The organism is Paenibacillus xylanexedens, from assembly GCF_007676705.1.
GTDB lineage: Bacteria > Bacillota > Bacilli > Paenibacillales > Paenibacillaceae > Paenibacillus > Paenibacillus xylanexedens_C.
This window is the reverse complement of the sequence record NZ_VEBF01000002.1, coordinates 502,934-519,020: the sequence shown is the minus strand read 5'-3', so window position 1 is coordinate 519,020 and position 16,087 is coordinate 502,934. Positions and strand designations below refer to the sequence as shown.

Here is a 16,087-nt window from a genome sequence, read left to right as displayed (position 1 = left end):
TTTTGTGAATTATCGCCGTTCTAGCGACTGAACGAATCTTAACCTGTAATCAAAAATCCCTCAAACGATCAAATACCCCATATAATTCCTCGTGATTAACCTTAATCGAATCATTTTGACGCAGTTCCAAATTATGCTGCAACTGATCCAACAACTCCGTTAGAACCACATATATCTCTTCACGCTCAACAGTTTCAATAAAGCCGGACTTGGCATCCAACTTGTTGAAGGTCTGTGTGTAGTTCTCAACCATGGAGACGAGTTGTTTTTGTAGAGACTCCTGATCCATGGAAACTTGACTTAATTGACGGATTTCCTTTAAGCACTGCTTGTACAATTGAGCTGCTTTTTTCGCGTGTGCTGCCTTGATGTGGTCCCGCCCATCCCAATCCCGAAATGGATTGTTCAGGTTCTCCGCAAGCCATTCCGGTTTGCGTGGTTTGGTGATTTCCATATCAAGTCCGGCAGCAGCGAATTTTTTATATCTGGTTTTGATCGATTTGGCTGCATCGGCAGGCAGGCTGGTTAGCCACAGCGTAGCCAATTTTGGAAGTTGCTCTGGATCAGGGAATTGTTCACCATTGAAACCGAACAGGTCATATGTAGTGAAGGTTTGCAAATTTGCCAAATGCTGAATCGATTCTATATGGGATACGTTGCCGGGTTTACCCCACAATCGTAATTCTGAAAGCTCAGGATAGAACAGCACAAGTGGCCCCAGATTGAGTTCCGTGATTTCTCTGATATACAGACCTGCAAGTCGCGAGACACCGATAACTTGTGGTAGGCCGGATGGAACATGGAGAGTTATGCATTTACCCTCTTCATGAGCCACGATACGAAGATCAGGAGACAGCTCTCCTGTGAAATTCAAACTTTTCATCTTCGTGTTCAAAATTAACTCCTTCAACCCGCTGACATCTACAATAAGTTTGGTCAGGTGGCTCTTGCTGATATCCAGCATCGTTTGACCATGATTTATGATATGAAGTTCATTGATGAACGGATTCTCCTCTATAAATGAAAAGATCGATTCCGTATATCCATCCACTTCAATATGTGTCAAACAAGGTAGCTTGGCGAGTTCGGCTACATCTTCCGCAGATGTAGGGCTGAAATCGCGGAGTGTACTCGTACTGCGCCGTATTACACGATTGCCAACCATGACTTCTTCGTCATCATTCGCAGCTTGTTTGAACTGTGCTCTTCGGATCGCATCGATACCTTCCCATTCACGCTGGCGATAGAGACTTTCTCCGATCGGCCAGCCTCCGCTATACGTATTTGTCTCCTCGGTGTAGAGAGGAGGGATGTTGCCTGCAAGCTCATACTGTGGAGGAACATTAGCATGTACGAAACTATGGGCAACTCGATCATTCCAGAAATAGAAATTACAGATCAGTGGCTTCATCTGGTGAAGCTGCATTTCATTAGGCAGTTGATCACCAGTCCAATCCAATTGAAGGACTGAGGCAAGCGTATCGGAAGTTTTACCTTCTGTTTGTTTCAGTCCAGTTACCTGGCAGGCGACATATTGTTGTAATTCTTCGGCGTACACGCAATATACATCTCCAACCTTGGGGATCATGTTATGCTCCTTTCGTTCTGCACCAATCGATGCTAAGCTACTTGTAAACCTAGTATTCTGCAGAACTAATAATAGATGAATTATATCAAAGCCATTCAGAGACTACCATTTTGGGATAGAGTCGAATAGGCTTGAATACTTTTATAAAAAGGAACGATGTCTATGGATACAGGTATGAGCCGTAACAAAAAACTGGGTGAGTTTTTGAAATCACGGAGAAGCCGCATTCATCCGGAACAAGTTGGATTGTCAGGATCTTATGGACAGCGAAGAACACCCGGTCTACGGCGGGAAGAAGTAGCGGTATTGGCTGGTGTCAGTGCAACGTATTACACGTGGCTCGAGCAGGGTAGGGAGTTAGCGGCTTCACGAGAAGTGATGCAGAGTATAGCGAATGCGCTCCGTTTAACCCTGGAAGAGAAGAGTCATCTGTTTGACTTATGGGACCCTAATACGGAACATGAATTCCTTGCTTCGTATTCACAACTGGAGCCAGGGTGGCAGAGTATTATTGGCCAGTTGACTCATCCTTCCTTTATTACCAATGAACGTTCTGAGGTACTTGCCTGGAATGAAGCTACAGATACGAACCTTTTCAACTTCTCGTCGATGAATGTGAATGAGCGTCTAATGATGCGGATTTTATTTCTGGATACAGCGCTCAGGGAGCGTATGCACAACTGGGAGGAATTCGCGCGGCACTCGGTAGCTGTTTTCCGTACGTACTATGACAAGTATCCGAGTGACCCCGAATTTAGCAGAATCGTGAAACAATTGAGTGAAGAAAGTGTGGACTTCCGAACGATCTGGAACCTGCACCAAGTTGAAATGAAACAAGTCAATCGTGTCCTGCTTGAAACGACGGATCGGGCAGATGGCGTTGTGCATGCATACGATATCTTTTCCATGAATAATCTGAACAGCCAATCAGGCATTCATTGTTGTATTTACGTTCCTGTTGCCATATAGAAAGTTAATCAAACTGGTAATTTCTTTACTAGCATAAACAGAGTGTGGTTGGGGTCTCGGGAGTGAAATAGAATGAACTCAAGTTCATACGTATCTAGTTAACGTTTCTATTTCAAGATGAAAAGAGGGAGCCTCATGCTCAAAACAAGAACACTGGGAAATGATAAATTACGAATATCTGCGCTCGGCCTGGGTGTGATGATGATGCCGGATAATGACGAATCAGTACATACCATTCAGGGTGCGCTGGATGCAGGAGTTACCATGTTTGATACGGCGGATTTGTACGGAGAGTATGAAAAGCAGCGATTTGGAGGGAATGAAAAACTGCTTGGGCGTGCGCTTCAAGGTCGAAGATCTGACGTTGTCGTTGCCACCAAATTCGGTATTACGCACACACAGGGGCCCAAGGGAGATCCGGCCTACATTAAAAAGTCAGTAGATGCGAGTCTATACAACCTAGGAATGGATTATATCGATCTGTATTATCAACATCGTCCTGATCCGAATACACCCATTGAAGAGACGGTAGGCACGCTTGCCGATCTGGTTCAACAGGGGAAGATTCGATATATTGGTTTGTCCGAAGCGCCAGTAGAGATCATTCGGCGTGCACATGCTGTTCATCCGATTACAGCGTTGCAGACCGAATATTCATTATGGAGTCGAGAGCTTGAGGATGAGATTATGCCTGTCCTGCATGAATTGAACATAGGCTTGGTTCCATACAGCCCATTGGGACGGGGCTTCCTGACAGGTCAGATCCGTTCTATAGACGATCTGCCGGAAGATGATTATCGTCGTCACTATCCGCGTTTCCAAGGTGAGAACTTTCGGAAAAATCTGGAGGTTGTTGGATTGATCCAAGAGATGGCTAAGCAAAAAGGATGTACGGTCTCTCAACTTGCTCTGGCTTGGTTGCTTGGAAAGGGAGAACATATCGTTCCGATCCCGGGGACTCGCAACCTGGAAAGAGTTCACGAGAACTTAGGAGCGCTACAGGTTTCGCTTACGGATGATGAGATGAACCAGATAGATCACATATCACCCCAAGGCATTGCAGCCGGAGGCAGATTCCCTGGTCAAGTCTAGTTCCTTAAGATATGATGGGAGTAACCTGTATTTTCGGATTAAAAAGAGTGTATAACATGTGTCAACGGTATTATCTTTCTATTCTCCGGCATACAGTACAACAATGAGATGTATGCCCAAGGAGGAGAAATAATCGTATGATTAATCCCATTCTGCAATCCCCGAACGTGCAGCTGGCGGCTGATTCTAATGCTGTTGTTAATTATCGGAGGGACCCGCGCAATTATGTGACCCAGCTATTCGGAGCGCAACTGCCAACGATTGAAAATGGTTTCTTTAATGTATATCTTAGCAAAGGCATTATTGTACAGCCTCATTGGCACACGAATGTTACAGAAATGGTCATCGTCATCAGTGGCGAGGTTACAACATCCGTGTTTAATCCATTCACGCGTGAGCGATTGACATATCGTTTGAAACCGGGGCAGGTTTCGGTGTTCCCCAAAGGCTGGTTTCACTGGTTTGTGGCCGAAACTGATGATGTACACGTATTAACTATTTTTGATCAGCCGACCCCTGATATTGTTTTTGGAGCTGATTTTCTAGCCGCAACGCCACCGGAAGTGGCACATCGTGCCTATTGTCTGGATGAAGAGGCATATGCCAGAGCCGTTGCGTCTATTAAAAATGATGCTATTTTGGGACCGCCTATAGGGTGTGATACCGCTGTTTCTGACCTGTCTACTCAACCATCCAATGCACCCAAACCAACTGAAGGATCCAGAGATTAGGAGCAAATCCTCTCTAATAAAATAGAAACATTCAAGCCTGCAGCTGGAACTCATCCAGTTGCGGGCTTATTCTATACGTTAACACCTATACAAATCTCTGTTAGTATAGTTGTAACATCGATGAAAATGGGGGATAGCATCCATGACAATGTCAGAGACCGAAATGTTTGAAACGGCTATGGGTTATGCACCTGTATTGATGTTTGACCGGAACGAACCCTTCTATCCGGATTTTGTTGGCATTACTGTGCTGGATCGTTCAGGTCCTTCGCCTTCATTCAAGAGGGACATTAAGTTTCCGACCGAGGCAGTACAATATGTAATTGAATATGCAATCTGGTGGGATTATGAGATTGGACATCTGTATGAGATGGAGCATGTGTGGATATATGTGGGCCATGACGGTGAAGTTGTGGACTGTGAAGCTAGCTTTCATGGCAAAGTGCTGCGGGGTTTGCTGAAGGATCGAGTCAATGTGGTTGGACGTCATGTATGTTTATACTCGCAGCCTGGCAAACATGCTTTCTCACCATTGCCGGTTGTATTCGAATTATTACCGGACTTATACAGTGCAGCAGGTGCCAAGGCTGGGTGTGATGGGCTACTTGTGAATGAGTTATTCCGAGGGTATTTTGAAACGAACGAGCAGATTGATGCTCAGGTAATGCGTTATCTGCAAACCCAGGCGTTCGTGCCTGCCATGGAGTTCGAAGAATATCTGTTGAAACCGGAAATGTTTATGACTTGGGACAAGCTGTTTGACATTATTCCACAGCCAATTAAGTACCGGTTAGTCGAACTGGAGCAGTTGTACGGCACGTAATTCTATTCGTGTGAATCCATAGAATTTATACCAAACTCACTGTAAGAAAATGAAGTGGCACAGTTCGAGAGGAATGAACCGGATTCCACTCGTGATCGTGCGTTCCGTTGACAAAATTGCAGCACACGCAGTAGATGAGATCATCGGGAATCAGGAAGTTGTGATTAAGACGCTCGGTACGTATCTGGGTGCGATGAACCATCTGTCTGGTGCAACGATCCTGGGCAGCGGAAGAGTTGCCCTCATATTGGACGCGTCCTATCTGGTCAGTCACTAATCGTTAGATAAACATTATGCAGGCCAAAGAGCCTCATCATCCATAACTGGATGATGGGGCTCTTTGTTGTATCTTTTGACATTGTGGCCACTCAGGATTTGAAAATGAGATCCATAAACCGGTTGGCTGCCAGAGAAATCGGCATATTACGTTTGGTCATAATTCCCACATGGGATGGAGGAAGAGGAACATCAAGCTGAATTTCGAAGAGAGAACCTTCCTCCAACTCTTTGGAGATGAATTCTCGTGTGACATAGGAAATGCCCAATCCCCGACGGGCAAATTCAATGAGCAAATCAACGCTACCGACCTCAATCTCAGGCTTCAACGTGTAATTATAGCTGTTAAACAACTCGGTTATAGCCATGCGGACCCGGCTGTTCCTGGAGAAAAGGATCAGTTGATGCTCAAGAAGCATCTCAAGTGTCATCACTTTACCCTTCAACTGAGCATAACGTTCCCCGGCTACAAAGCAGTCTTTCAACTGAATGCTTTCCCTGACTTCGAGCTGCGGATCAACAATGGGCATCCGAACTACACCAAGGTCGATCTTGCCTTCCTTCAGAAAGGTAATGACTTCCGGCGTGGTTCCATGGCTCAAATGCAGCTTGATGTTAGGGTACAAGGTGTGGAATTCCTCAAGGTACGCCAGCATGTAATGCTTGAACAGGGAGTCACTGCCGCCAATCCTCAATTCACCATTGTCGAGGTTCTTCAGTGCGGCCATCTTTTCTTCCGCAAGCGAGATCAAAATCTGGGATTGTTCAATATAGGAGTATAGACTGACACCTTCCTGTGTCAACGCTACACCCTTGGAATTTCGATAAAACAAAGTGAGACCAAAGCTCTCTTCCAACTGTTTGATGGCATGACTGACGCTCGGTTGAGTGATATACAGTGCTTTGGCAGCTTGTGTCAAACTACCTGTTTTGGCGGCCCAATAAAAGACTTTATATAGTTCGTAATTTGTTGTCATAGATGTGGTCTATAGCTCCTGTGAAATATATTAATTACTTGTATGGCTGTAAAACGTATTATAGTGTAACTACAACAAAGAAACCAGAGTTACTTGGAAGGAGAACGGTGAGATGGAACCAACTACCATTGTTTTATTTGGTGCTACTGGCGATTTAGCCAAAAGAAAAATATATCCTGCCTTATATAACTTATATCTTGAGCAGAAGCTTCCGGAATCCTTCTCATTGATTGGTCTGGGGCGTAGAGAGTGGTCTGATGAATTCTTTCAGGCACAAGTGGAAAAATCACTAAATGAATTTTCCAGACGCCAAGCTGATCCTGAAGTTGTGAAGTCATTCGTGAAAGCTTTTCGCTACAGTGTATTGAATATAAGCCATAAGGAAGATTATATAAAGCTGTTAGGATTAGTTGAACAAAGAGAAGCTGAACTTGGCATCCCGTCCAATCGCTTGTTTTATCTCTCGGTTGGTCCGGAATTCTTCGAACCGATTGCCGAGAACATTCAACAAAGCGGACTGGGTTCCACGGAGGGCTGGAAACGTCTCGTCATCGAGAAGCCATTTGGTCACGATTTGCAGTCTGCCAGAGACCTTAATCGCAAATTAAGCGAATCGTTCACCGAGGAAGAAATTTATCGGATTGACCATTACTTGGGCAAACCGATGGTACAGCGTCTGGAGACGTTGCATCAGAGTAACCCGATCATGAAGGCGTTATGGAACAATCGTTACATCTCCAATGTGCAAATTACGGCTAACGAGACTGTGGGTGTTGAAGAACGTGCATCCTATTATGATCATGTAGGCGCTGTGCGAGACATGTTCCAGAATCATATGTTGCAATTGCTCATGATGATGGCGATTCAGCTTCCATACAACAGTACTTCCGAAAAAGTTGGATTGAAGAAAAAGCACATCATGGAATCGATCCAGCCATTACAGAAGCAAACTGTAGGTGCAAGCATCATCCGCGGACAGTATGCTGAAGGCAACATTCAAGGCAAACCAGTAAATGCATACGCTGCTGAACCGGGTGTAGCAGAGAATACGATGAATGACACGTTCATTGCTGCCAAATTGCAAATCGATGATTTCTTCTGGCGCGGTGTTCCGTTTTACATTCGCACGGGTAAAAGAATGAAGGAGAAGTCAACACGTATCGTGATTGAATTCAAAGAACCTTCAGGACAGACAAATGTGCTGAAAAACAAGGGTTCCAAGCCAAACCTGCTCGTCATTGAGATGAGTCCGGATCAGAGCATGACATTGCAACTGAATGCAAGTGATCCTGAGAATAAAGGTGAATTCAAACCGGTTCATATCGATCTTTCTCCGGATAAAGGTGACCTCGCGGAAGCTTACGAGAATCTGATTCGTGATGCTTTGCTGGGTGATCCAACATTCTTTGCCCATTGGGATGAAGTAGAATTGTCATGGGCGTGGGTGCAACCAATTCTGGATGCATTCCAGGAAAATCTGTTACCACTTCACCTGTATCCTGCGGGTAGCTATGGACCGGCTGAATCAGATGTTATGCTTGAAGAAGAAGGTCACCACTGGTGGTTTGATGAGCCGGCGGATCAGGAGTCTGTAGTTACAAATAGCATACCCTTGGCGGTTAATGCGAATCTCTAAACCAAAATATAAAATATATCTGGAGGTAATTAAATCATGAAATTTTTTATCGATACAGCTAACGTGGAAGATATCCAAAAAGCATACAAAATCGGCGTATTGTCTGGTGTAACAACAAACCCATCTTTGGTAGCCAAAGAAGGCGTGAAATTCGAAGATCGTATTGAAGAAATCTTGCGTTTGGTACCTGAAGTGGAGTCCGTTTCTGCGGAAGTGACACCAGATGCCCTTACTGCTGAAGAGATGATTGCACAAGCAGACGAATTGATCAAAATTAACAACAACGACAAAAACATTACGATCAAATTGCCAATGACACTTGCAGGACTTGAAGCTTGCCGTTACTTGACCAAAAAAGGCGTGAAAACCAACGTAACGTTGATCTTCACTGTGAACCAGGCGCTTCTGGCTGCTCGTGCTGGTGCGACATATGTATCCCCATTCCTGGGACGTCTTGATGATATCTCCGAAGATGGCGTACAATTGGTTGCCAAAGTTGCTGAATTGTTCCGTACACATAACCTGGATGCACAGATTATTGCGGCTTCTGTAAGACATCCGGATCACGTTACACGTGTAGCGATGGCTGGAGCACATATTGCTACTGTTCCATTCTCCGTCATTGAACAGATCTCCAAACATCCGCTGACAGATCAAGGTATGGACAAATTTGCAGCGGACTGGAAAAAAACTGTACAATAATTACTGAACATTTATTCGTTTCATCTTACTATAAACCTATATAAATAATGGAGCATTGGGAGGACATAATGAGTAAACAACAGATTGGTGTTATTGGATTGGCAGTAATGGGTAAAAACCTGGCTTTGAATATTGAAAGCAAAGGTTTCTCGGTATCGGTATTTAACCGTTCCCCGGAGAAAACGAACGATCTTCTGAAAGAAGCAGAAGGTAAGAACCTGACAGGTGCGTTCACTATTGAAGAATTCGTGGAATCCCTGGAGTCTCCGCGTAAAATTCTGATCATGGTGCAAGCAGGTAAAGCAACAGATGCAACGATCGAGCAACTGCTTCCTCATCTGGATCAAGGCGACATTATTATCGATGGAGGTAATGCTTACTTCCCTGACACACAACGTCGCAGTAAAGAACTGGAAGAAAAAGGTTTCCGCTTCATCGGAGCAGGTGTATCCGGTGGTGAAGAAGGCGCACTGAAAGGCCCGGCAATCATGCCAGGTGGTCAGGAAAGTGCTTATCAGTTGGTAGAACCGATCCTGACAGCAATCTCGGCCAAAGTTGGCGATGATGCTTGCAGCACGTACATCGGACCTGACGGTGCAGGACACTATGTGAAAATGGTGCATAACGGCATCGAGTACGGAGACATGCAGTTGATTGGTGAAGCTTACCACTTGCTCAAATCCGTATTGAACGTTTCCGTAGAAGAGCTGCATGAGATCTTTACGGAATGGAATCAAGGAGAGCTGGACAGTTACCTGATCGAAATCACAGCAGATATCTTCTCCAAATACGATCCAGAAACCGGTAAACCAATGGTTGACGTGATTTTGGACGCTGCTGGACAAAAAGGAACAGGTAAATGGACAAGCCAAAGTGCACTGGACCTCGGCGTACCATTGTCCATGATTACGGAATCCGTATTCTCCCGTTTCCTGTCTGCGATGAAGGACGAGCGTGTAGCAGCTAGCAAAATCCTGAATGGACCAGCGACTGAAGCATTCTCTGGCGACAAAAAAGCATTCATCGAGAACGTGCGTAAAGCGCTGTTTGCAAGTAAAATCGTATCCTATGCACAAGGATTTGCTCAAATGCGTGCAGCTTCCGATGAGTACGGCTGGGATCTGAAATACGGCAACATTGCCATGATCTTCCGTGGTGGTTGCATCATCCGTTCGCAGTTCTTGCAAAACATCAAAGAAGCATATGACAAAGATGCAGAACTCAAAAACCTGCTGCTGGATCCTTACTTCCAAAACATCGTTGAGTCTTATCAAGGTGCATGGCGTGAAGTTATAGCGGCTGCTGTAAAACAAGGTATTCCGGTACCTGGCTTCTCCAGCGCTCTTTCTTACTACGACAGCTACCGTACGGAGCGTTTGCCAGCAAACTTGCTGCAAGCACAACGTGACTACTTCGGTGCTCACACATTCAAACGTGTGGACAAAGAAGGTTCATTCCACTTCCAGTGGATGGACACAAACGAGTAATTTTAATTCCTAAAATATAGCATTCTTGCAGTCATTCATGAATTTAACTTCATGGTACCTGCAAGGGTGCTTTTTCTCGTTAATGGTTCGAATTTGAATATCATTAAATTGTAATAAAATGTACGAATCTGGGTTTGGCAAACAGATGATCTGACTCTTCAACTACGTTATACTTGTTCAGACGGACCTGTGTCCGTGATGAAAATTCAGAATACAACTTATTGACGTGGAGGTTAGACCGGGCATGTTCGTATTAGCAGGTATATTGTTTTTGGTAGTGTACGGTTTATTAGTGTTCTACATAGGCTGGAGCGGTTGGAGTTGGATGAAACCTGTCGTGTCCGCCAGATTTCGGTGGTTGTATATTATAGCGCTTGTATTCCTTGCTACTTCCTTCATTTTGGCACGAGTATTTGGAAGCATTTCGTTCCTCGGTATCATCGGTTCCTACTGGCTGGCAATCTTTTCGTTATTATTGCTGATCCTGCCCGTCATTCACCTGACGATGTGGCTGCTGAGATTAACCCGTATTCCAAGACATCACACACAGAAGTGGGCAGGTGTCGTTACGCTGGTGTTGTTAGTGTCCACATTAGGTTATGGAATTTTCAACGCCTACAGCCCGGTAGTGAGAACATATAATATCCAGATTGATAAAAAAGTAGAAGGTGTAGACAAGCTCAACATTGTCATGGCTGCTGATATGCACTTCGGACTTCTATCTGGCCCTGCACATGCCAAACGCATGGTGGAGGAGATCAATGCACTGAAGCCAGATCTGGTGCTGTATCCTGGAGATATTATTGATGACAATCTGGATATGTATCTGAATAGCGGAATTGCTGACATTATCAGTGACATTCAGGCTCCGTACGGTGTCTATGCTTCGCTCGGGAATCACGACAAGTTCGATGGTCCGATTGAAGATCTGATTGCTGCGCTGGAGAAGAGCAACATGCAAGTTCTGTACGATGACAAGATCGTTTTGGATGACAAGATTACCCTGATTGGACGGAAAGACCGGACAGAGAAGGATCGGGCAGAAGTAGCTGCATTAATGCAAGATACGGACTTGAGCCAACCGGTACTTATGATGGATCACCAACCGTATGATCTGGATATTGCGGAGCAGAACAATGTAGATCTAGTCGTATCCGGTCACACCCACCGTGGACAGATTGCACCGGCTCAGTTCATCACACAAGCGATCTACGAGAATGATTGGGGTTATCTGCAAAAGGGTTCCATGCACTCCATCGTAACCTCAGGATTTGGCTTCTGGGGACCTCCAATTCGTACTAGTAGTCGTTCGGAGATCGTACAGATTAATATAACGTTCCAACAGTGATACAGAGGTCCCTTCGAGAGAAGGGCAGCCTTATAGGAACGTCATGCCTAGATTGATGATACCGGCTCCGCTGTATGATGACAAGGATCAAACAGACTGTCATCATACAGCGGAGTATTTTTATGCAATTTTAGATGGGCGCTGATTAATTAAGTAGTTTATATTAAAATAAAACGGCTTGATTTTCGGAAATCGGAGTTCAAGCCGCCTGTTTTTTTATTATGTAGTTAGTTTCTTTCCCCTTTTAAAGGAATAGCTTCAAACGAATAAAATGCGCCTTTTTTATTGATTTTACCGATAAGCGTTGTGGCTCCTTTTTTCGTGAAGGTGTATTCGTTTTCTTGGATACGAACGGAATAACCTTTTAGCTCAATACCAAATATAGATCTGACTGTAGGTACAGCGATGGATAGTGCTTTGTTTTTGCTGAGCCTGGGCTTGGCAAAAGACTTTTTGAAATCAGCATCATTTTTCCAGTTAATACCTAGTTCGTTGGTGACTTTCCATACCTTTCCGGTCTTGCTGCCGATATGCACGTAATTTAGATTGTCGTCATCCCGATACTGCCATAACATATCTTTTCCTTCTACGGTAAATAAGGTGTAATCAAAGGCTTTTACTGAGGGGATTCCAAGTGTTTTGAGTGAATTTCGTGCTATGTTTGTCATCCAGGCATAGGAATCATCGATTTTATATTGCAGAATTGCCGACATTTGATTACCTTTGTCCACATCGATGTAAAGTTGTTGACTTGGTCCAAAGATGACCCAGTAGTTTTGAAGTAAATGTCCATGTTCTGGATCATTGGCTTTGAAACGCCAGAAACCACCTTTAATGAAGATATCTTCATCTTCAAATGTTTTTAGGAAGGCATCAAGCTTCAGGCGCAGCGCATTATCCATGACTTTATTCAGATCAGCGTTATCATACATGATATGGGTGGACGCGACACGATTTGTATCAGGATCGTATGTTTGTGTGAAATAGGCGAACCCGGTTCCATCAATAGTTCCGTTAATGACCCACGGATCAAATGATGTGTCTATTGTGGTGAATTGAATGTTCTGTTTCCCCACGAGTTTAACTAGTTCATCACTCAAAAGTTGTTGTGTCTTCCGATCCAGCTTGTCAGCAGACTCTTGATTCTGTATCAAAGAGAGATCATTGGATTTTGCGGCCAAGGTGAGTGGCGCAGATAATAATAGCGAGATGGCAGCAATGACGGCGGTAAACGAAGTGATTTTTTTCAAAGTGAATCCTCCTGATTAGTTTGGTTCATATTATTAAATATCAAAGGTTATATCTTATTTCAAAATAACATAAAAGGTAAATGTTTGATATGATCTAAAAAAGTGGAATCGCAGTAGCAGTAATTTTGGTTGACACCGTTTTCAGGTTATGATAAATTATATCCGAGGCTTGTTACCGGTAATGCGGGCAAAACCACTATGGAAATGATTTTATTATTTCTGTTTTGGTTTTGCCCTTTTTTATTCCTCAAAAAAAACCAGGTGGGTCCATAATGATTATTAAACAGATATTTAATAACAATATTGTCAGTACCGTGGATGACAAAAATCAGGAACTACTGATCCTCGGCCGGGGTATCGGATTTAAGTTCAAAGCAGGCGATGAGATTGATGAAGAGCGGATTGAGAAGGTATTTCGTCTTCAGGATGCATCGATCTATGAGAAATTCAAATCCATCGTAGCTGAAGTGCCGATTGAGATTCTGCAGGCAACAGATGATATTGTGACACTGGCACGAACGCAATTGAACAAAACCATCAGTGACGGGATCTATGTCTCGCTGTCTGATCACATTCACTTTGCTGTTCAACGCTTGGAAAAAGGAATGATTACTCGTAATCCACTTTCTTGGGAAGTTCAGCACTTCTATAAGGCGGAGTACGATGTGGCCAGAGAAGCACTGACCTTGCTGAAGGAAAGACTGGATATTGAGTTTCCCAAAGATGAAATCTGTAATATTGCCTTGCATTTCATCAATGCGGAAGTGAATGATTCCATGAACGATGTCACCCATCTGATGCAGCTGTTGCAGGAGATCATGAATATCATTAAATATCACTTCAACGTCGAATTGGATGAAGATAGCGTCAATTATTTCCGCTTCATCACCCATTTGAAATATTTCTGTCAGCGTGTCATTACGCATTCTTCACATGATGATGCTGAGGAGTATTTATATGAAGTGGTTCGGAAAAACTATCCGGAGACATTCAAGTGTATTGGCAAGATCGAGACTTTTATCCATAAGAACTATCAGTATGACATGACTCACTCTGAGCAGTTATATCTAACGCTCCATCTGGAACGTTTGATGAAAACCAAGCGGGACGAAAAGTCCACGCAATAGAATCAAATTACAACTGGATATCCTATGGGCTTGTTACTGTTCAATCAGGCAATACCCGAATGAGATGGCGCCATCAATATGCGCTAGATTCGTTCGGGTATTTTTTATTGGAAAAATGAGGAGGAAAACATCATGAAACATCAGGAAACGGCGCAGGAAATCATTAAAGCCGTTGGGGGAACAAACAATATTAACTCGGTGTATCACTGCGTTACACGTTTGCGCTTTGATCTAAAAGACAACGATAAAGTCGACAACGGCTCACTCAAGAAATTGGATAAGGTCATGGGAACGAATATTTCCGGGGATCAATTCCAGGTCATTATCGGTAATGATGTGGCAAAAGTGTTCGATGCCATGGTGAAGGAAAATCCGGCAATCCAGCAAACTACAGAAAATAAAGAGCCAAAGTCGGATAAAAAACAAAATGTCGTGCTGAAAATTTTTGAAACAATCGCAGGTGTCTTTGCCCCGATGCTTCCAGCGATTACTGCGGCAGGTATGCTCAAAGGATTACTTGCACTATTCGTGTCCGTAGGTTGGATGTCTGCCGGAACGGATACGTATCGTATTCTTTCAGCCATTGGTGACGGCGTATTCCATTACCTGCCTTTACTGATTGCAGTCAGCGCTGCTCGAAAATTCGGCAGTAACCCGTTTGTTGCGATTGCACTAGGTACGGCACTGATGTATCCAGACATGACAGCATTGTTATCTAGTGGTGAATCGGTTGGGTTTTTGGGAATCCCGGTTACAGCAGTAAGTTATGCTTCATCGGTTATTCCGATTTTACTCGCTGTATGGTTGATGTCCTATGTTGAGAAATGGGTTGACCGCGTTATCCCTGCTGCGCTCAAGCTATTGCTTGTGCCACTGATTACCTTGCTTGTAATGGTTCCGGTAACGCTGATTGCAATTGGTCCATTGGGTACTTTTGTAGGTAGCGGATTGTCTGGCGGTATCAACTGGCTGCTGAATGAAGGCGGATTGATTGCAGGTATTGTTCTGGGCGGCGCGATGGCGCTCATTATTATGACAGGAATGCACTATGCACTTGTGCCGATCATCCTGAGTAATATCGCTACACTGGGCTTCGATAAATTCTTGCCATTGACCTTTATCTCCAATATGGGTCAGGCTGGTGCGACACTCGGCGTATTCTTCCGGGCAAAAGATAAAAAACTTAAAACCGTGGCATTGTCTACGAGCTTTACAGCTCTGATGGGTGTAACGGAGCCAGCTATGTACGGCGTAAATATGAAATACAAAAAACCATTTGCTGCAGCCATGATTGGTAGTGCAGTGGGTGGCGGATTCGCCCTTGCTTTTGGCGCAAAAGCGTATGTACTTGCGGGTAACGGGGGTCTCCCAGGACTTCCTTCCCTGATCGGACAGACCTTCTGGTATTCCTTTGGGGGTATGATTTTGGCCTTTGTCGTGGGTGCAATCATGTCTACGATATTTGGTATTAAGGAAGAAGAAGGAGACGCAGAGGCGTTAGCTCAATTCTCACCGGGTGCTTCTACAGCACCAGCGAAAGTAACTTCCAATGACGCTGCAACCGTAAATGTGGACGACATGGGCGATCCAACACCAACGAGTGATGCAGTAGCTGTTGCACCGATGACAGGTAAGTCCATCCCGCTCAAAGAAGTCAACGATCCAACATTTGGTGATGAATTGATGGGTAAAGGTGTGGCATTTGTTCCAACGGTGGGCGAATTGGTATCTCCAGTGACTGGTACCATCATGAATGTGTTCAAAACGAAACATGCGATCGTTGTCCGCAGTGATAACGGAATGGAATTGCTGATTCATGTTGGAATTAACACAGTGAAGCTTCGTGGACAGTATTTCGATGCACATGTTGCTACAGGAGCACGTGTACAGGCTGGAGACAAGTTGCTCACATTTGAACTGGCCGAAATTGCAAAAGAATACGATATTACAACGGCCATGGTTGTTACCAATACGGCTGATTACAAGCAGGTTCTACCTGTGAAATTGGGTGAAATCACGATGGGTGAAGACGTCTTGAAAGCTGAAATCTAAACTGTCTTAGGACTAAAAGATAAAATCAA

General features: G+C 44.2%; 14 protein-coding genes. 11 read left to right on the top strand and 3 right to left on the bottom strand.

The window, feature by feature from the left end:
- Window positions 1-49: 49 nt before the first annotated feature.
- A complete protein-coding gene (locus tag FS628_RS12255; RefSeq protein ID WP_145322241.1) occupies window positions 50-1,588 on the bottom strand; it encodes a hypothetical protein in 1,539 nt (512 codons plus the stop codon).
- A gap of 162 nt (window positions 1,589-1,750) precedes the next feature.
- On the opposite strand from FS628_RS12255, the gene FS628_RS12250 reads away from it, so the two are divergent.
- The 5 genes from FS628_RS12250 to FS628_RS12230 all read left to right on the top strand — a co-directional run bounded on the left by FS628_RS12250 (window position 1,751) and on the right by FS628_RS12230 (window position 5,480).
- Entirely contained in the window at window positions 1,751-2,557 is an 807-nt protein-coding gene (locus FS628_RS12250; protein WP_260871020.1) for a helix-turn-helix transcriptional regulator, read from the top strand.
- Between the two features lie 135 nt (window positions 2,558-2,692).
- Window positions 2,693-3,649 carry an aldo/keto reductase gene (locus FS628_RS12245; RefSeq protein ID WP_260871019.1) on the top strand — a complete coding sequence of 319 codons (957 nt, stop codon included), beginning with the start codon at window positions 2,693-2,695 and terminating at the stop codon, window positions 3,647-3,649.
- Window positions 3,650-3,786: 137 nt separating this feature from the next.
- Entirely contained in the window at window positions 3,787-4,380 is a 594-nt protein-coding gene (locus FS628_RS12240) for a cupin domain-containing protein (RefSeq protein ID WP_145322236.1), read from the top strand.
- 142 nt (window positions 4,381-4,522) lie between these two features.
- Window positions 4,523-5,203 (top strand): hypothetical protein, encoded by a 681-nt coding sequence (locus FS628_RS12235; protein WP_145322234.1) that lies wholly within the window; start codon window positions 4,523-4,525, stop codon window positions 5,201-5,203.
- A gap of 49 nt (window positions 5,204-5,252) precedes the next feature.
- Complete coding sequence (locus tag FS628_RS12230) at window positions 5,253-5,480, top strand: chemotaxis protein CheW (RefSeq protein WP_260871018.1); 228 nt, start codon at window positions 5,253-5,255, stop codon at window positions 5,478-5,480.
- Between the two features lie 91 nt (window positions 5,481-5,571).
- On the opposite strand, the gene FS628_RS12225 is transcribed toward FS628_RS12230, so the two are convergent.
- Window positions 5,572-6,456, bottom strand: coding sequence for a LysR family transcriptional regulator (locus tag FS628_RS12225; RefSeq protein WP_145322232.1), 885 nt, complete (start codon window positions 6,454-6,456; stop codon window positions 5,572-5,574).
- 112 nt (window positions 6,457-6,568) lie between these two features.
- On the opposite strand from FS628_RS12225, the gene zwf reads away from it, so the two are divergent.
- From zwf to FS628_RS12205, 4 genes are all read left to right on the top strand, one after another.
- Window positions 6,569-8,092 (top strand): glucose-6-phosphate dehydrogenase, encoded by a 1,524-nt coding sequence (gene zwf, locus FS628_RS12220; RefSeq protein ID WP_145322230.1) that lies wholly within the window; start codon window positions 6,569-6,571, stop codon window positions 8,090-8,092.
- Window positions 8,093-8,128: 36 nt separating this feature from the next.
- Window positions 8,129-8,794 (top strand): fructose-6-phosphate aldolase, encoded by a 666-nt coding sequence (gene fsa, locus FS628_RS12215; RefSeq protein ID WP_145322228.1) that lies wholly within the window; start codon window positions 8,129-8,131, stop codon window positions 8,792-8,794.
- 68 nt (window positions 8,795-8,862) lie between these two features.
- A complete protein-coding gene (gndA, locus tag FS628_RS12210; RefSeq protein ID WP_036672842.1) occupies window positions 8,863-10,281 on the top strand; it encodes an NADP-dependent phosphogluconate dehydrogenase in 1,419 nt (472 codons plus the stop codon).
- 244 nt (window positions 10,282-10,525) lie between these two features.
- The gene (locus FS628_RS12205) at window positions 10,526-11,629 is read left to right on the top strand and encodes a metallophosphoesterase (protein ID WP_145322226.1); all 1,104 of its coding nucleotides are present in this window, start codon (window positions 10,526-10,528) and stop codon (window positions 11,627-11,629) included.
- A gap of 227 nt (window positions 11,630-11,856) precedes the next feature.
- On the opposite strand, the gene FS628_RS12200 is transcribed toward FS628_RS12205, so the two are convergent.
- On the bottom strand, window positions 11,857-12,879 hold the full coding sequence (locus FS628_RS12200; protein ID WP_145322224.1) for a hypothetical protein: 1,023 nt from the start codon (window positions 12,877-12,879) through the stop codon (window positions 11,857-11,859).
- Window positions 12,880-13,151: 272 nt separating this feature from the next.
- On the opposite strand from FS628_RS12200, the gene licT reads away from it, so the two are divergent.
- Window positions 13,152-14,006 carry a BglG family transcription antiterminator LicT gene (gene licT, locus FS628_RS12195; protein ID WP_036613466.1) on the top strand — a complete coding sequence of 285 codons (855 nt, stop codon included), beginning with the start codon at window positions 13,152-13,154 and terminating at the stop codon, window positions 14,004-14,006.
- A 132-nt stretch (window positions 14,007-14,138) separates the two neighbouring features.
- Window positions 14,139-16,058 (top strand): beta-glucoside-specific PTS transporter subunit IIABC, encoded by a 1,920-nt coding sequence (locus tag FS628_RS12190; RefSeq protein ID WP_145322222.1) that lies wholly within the window; start codon window positions 14,139-14,141, stop codon window positions 16,056-16,058.
- The last annotated feature ends 29 nt before the right edge of the window (window positions 16,059-16,087 follow it).

What these genes read in the sequence shown, in the direction of transcription:
- FS628_RS12225 (WP_145322232.1), bottom strand. Translation starts at nt 6,456, where the DNA reads ATGACAACAAATTACGAACTATATAAAGTCTTTTATTGGGCCGCCAAA.
- FS628_RS12245 (WP_260871019.1), top strand. Translation starts at nt 2,693, where the DNA reads ATGCTCAAAACAAGAACACTGGGAAATGATAAATTACGAATATCTGCG.
- FS628_RS12250 (WP_260871020.1), top strand. Translation starts at nt 1,751, where the DNA reads ATGGATACAGGTATGAGCCGTAACAAAAAACTGGGTGAGTTTTTGAAA.
- fsa (WP_145322228.1), top strand. Translation starts at nt 8,129, where the DNA reads ATGAAATTTTTTATCGATACAGCTAACGTGGAAGATATCCAAAAAGCA.
- FS628_RS12190 (WP_145322222.1), top strand. Translation starts at nt 14,139, where the DNA reads ATGAAACATCAGGAAACGGCGCAGGAAATCATTAAAGCCGTTGGGGGA.
- FS628_RS12235 (WP_145322234.1), top strand. Translation starts at nt 4,523, where the DNA reads ATGACAATGTCAGAGACCGAAATGTTTGAAACGGCTATGGGTTATGCA.
- FS628_RS12240 (WP_145322236.1), top strand. Translation starts at nt 3,787, where the DNA reads ATGATTAATCCCATTCTGCAATCCCCGAACGTGCAGCTGGCGGCTGAT.
- gndA (WP_036672842.1), top strand. Translation starts at nt 8,863, where the DNA reads ATGAGTAAACAACAGATTGGTGTTATTGGATTGGCAGTAATGGGTAAA.
- FS628_RS12230 (WP_260871018.1), top strand. Translation starts at nt 5,253, where the DNA reads ATGAAGTGGCACAGTTCGAGAGGAATGAACCGGATTCCACTCGTGATC.
- FS628_RS12255 (WP_145322241.1), bottom strand. Translation starts at nt 1,588, where the DNA reads ATGATCCCCAAGGTTGGAGATGTATATTGCGTGTACGCCGAAGAATTA.
- licT (WP_036613466.1), top strand. Translation starts at nt 13,152, where the DNA reads ATGATTATTAAACAGATATTTAATAACAATATTGTCAGTACCGTGGAT.
- FS628_RS12205 (WP_145322226.1), top strand. Translation starts at nt 10,526, where the DNA reads ATGTTCGTATTAGCAGGTATATTGTTTTTGGTAGTGTACGGTTTATTA.
- zwf (WP_145322230.1), top strand. Translation starts at nt 6,569, where the DNA reads ATGGAACCAACTACCATTGTTTTATTTGGTGCTACTGGCGATTTAGCC.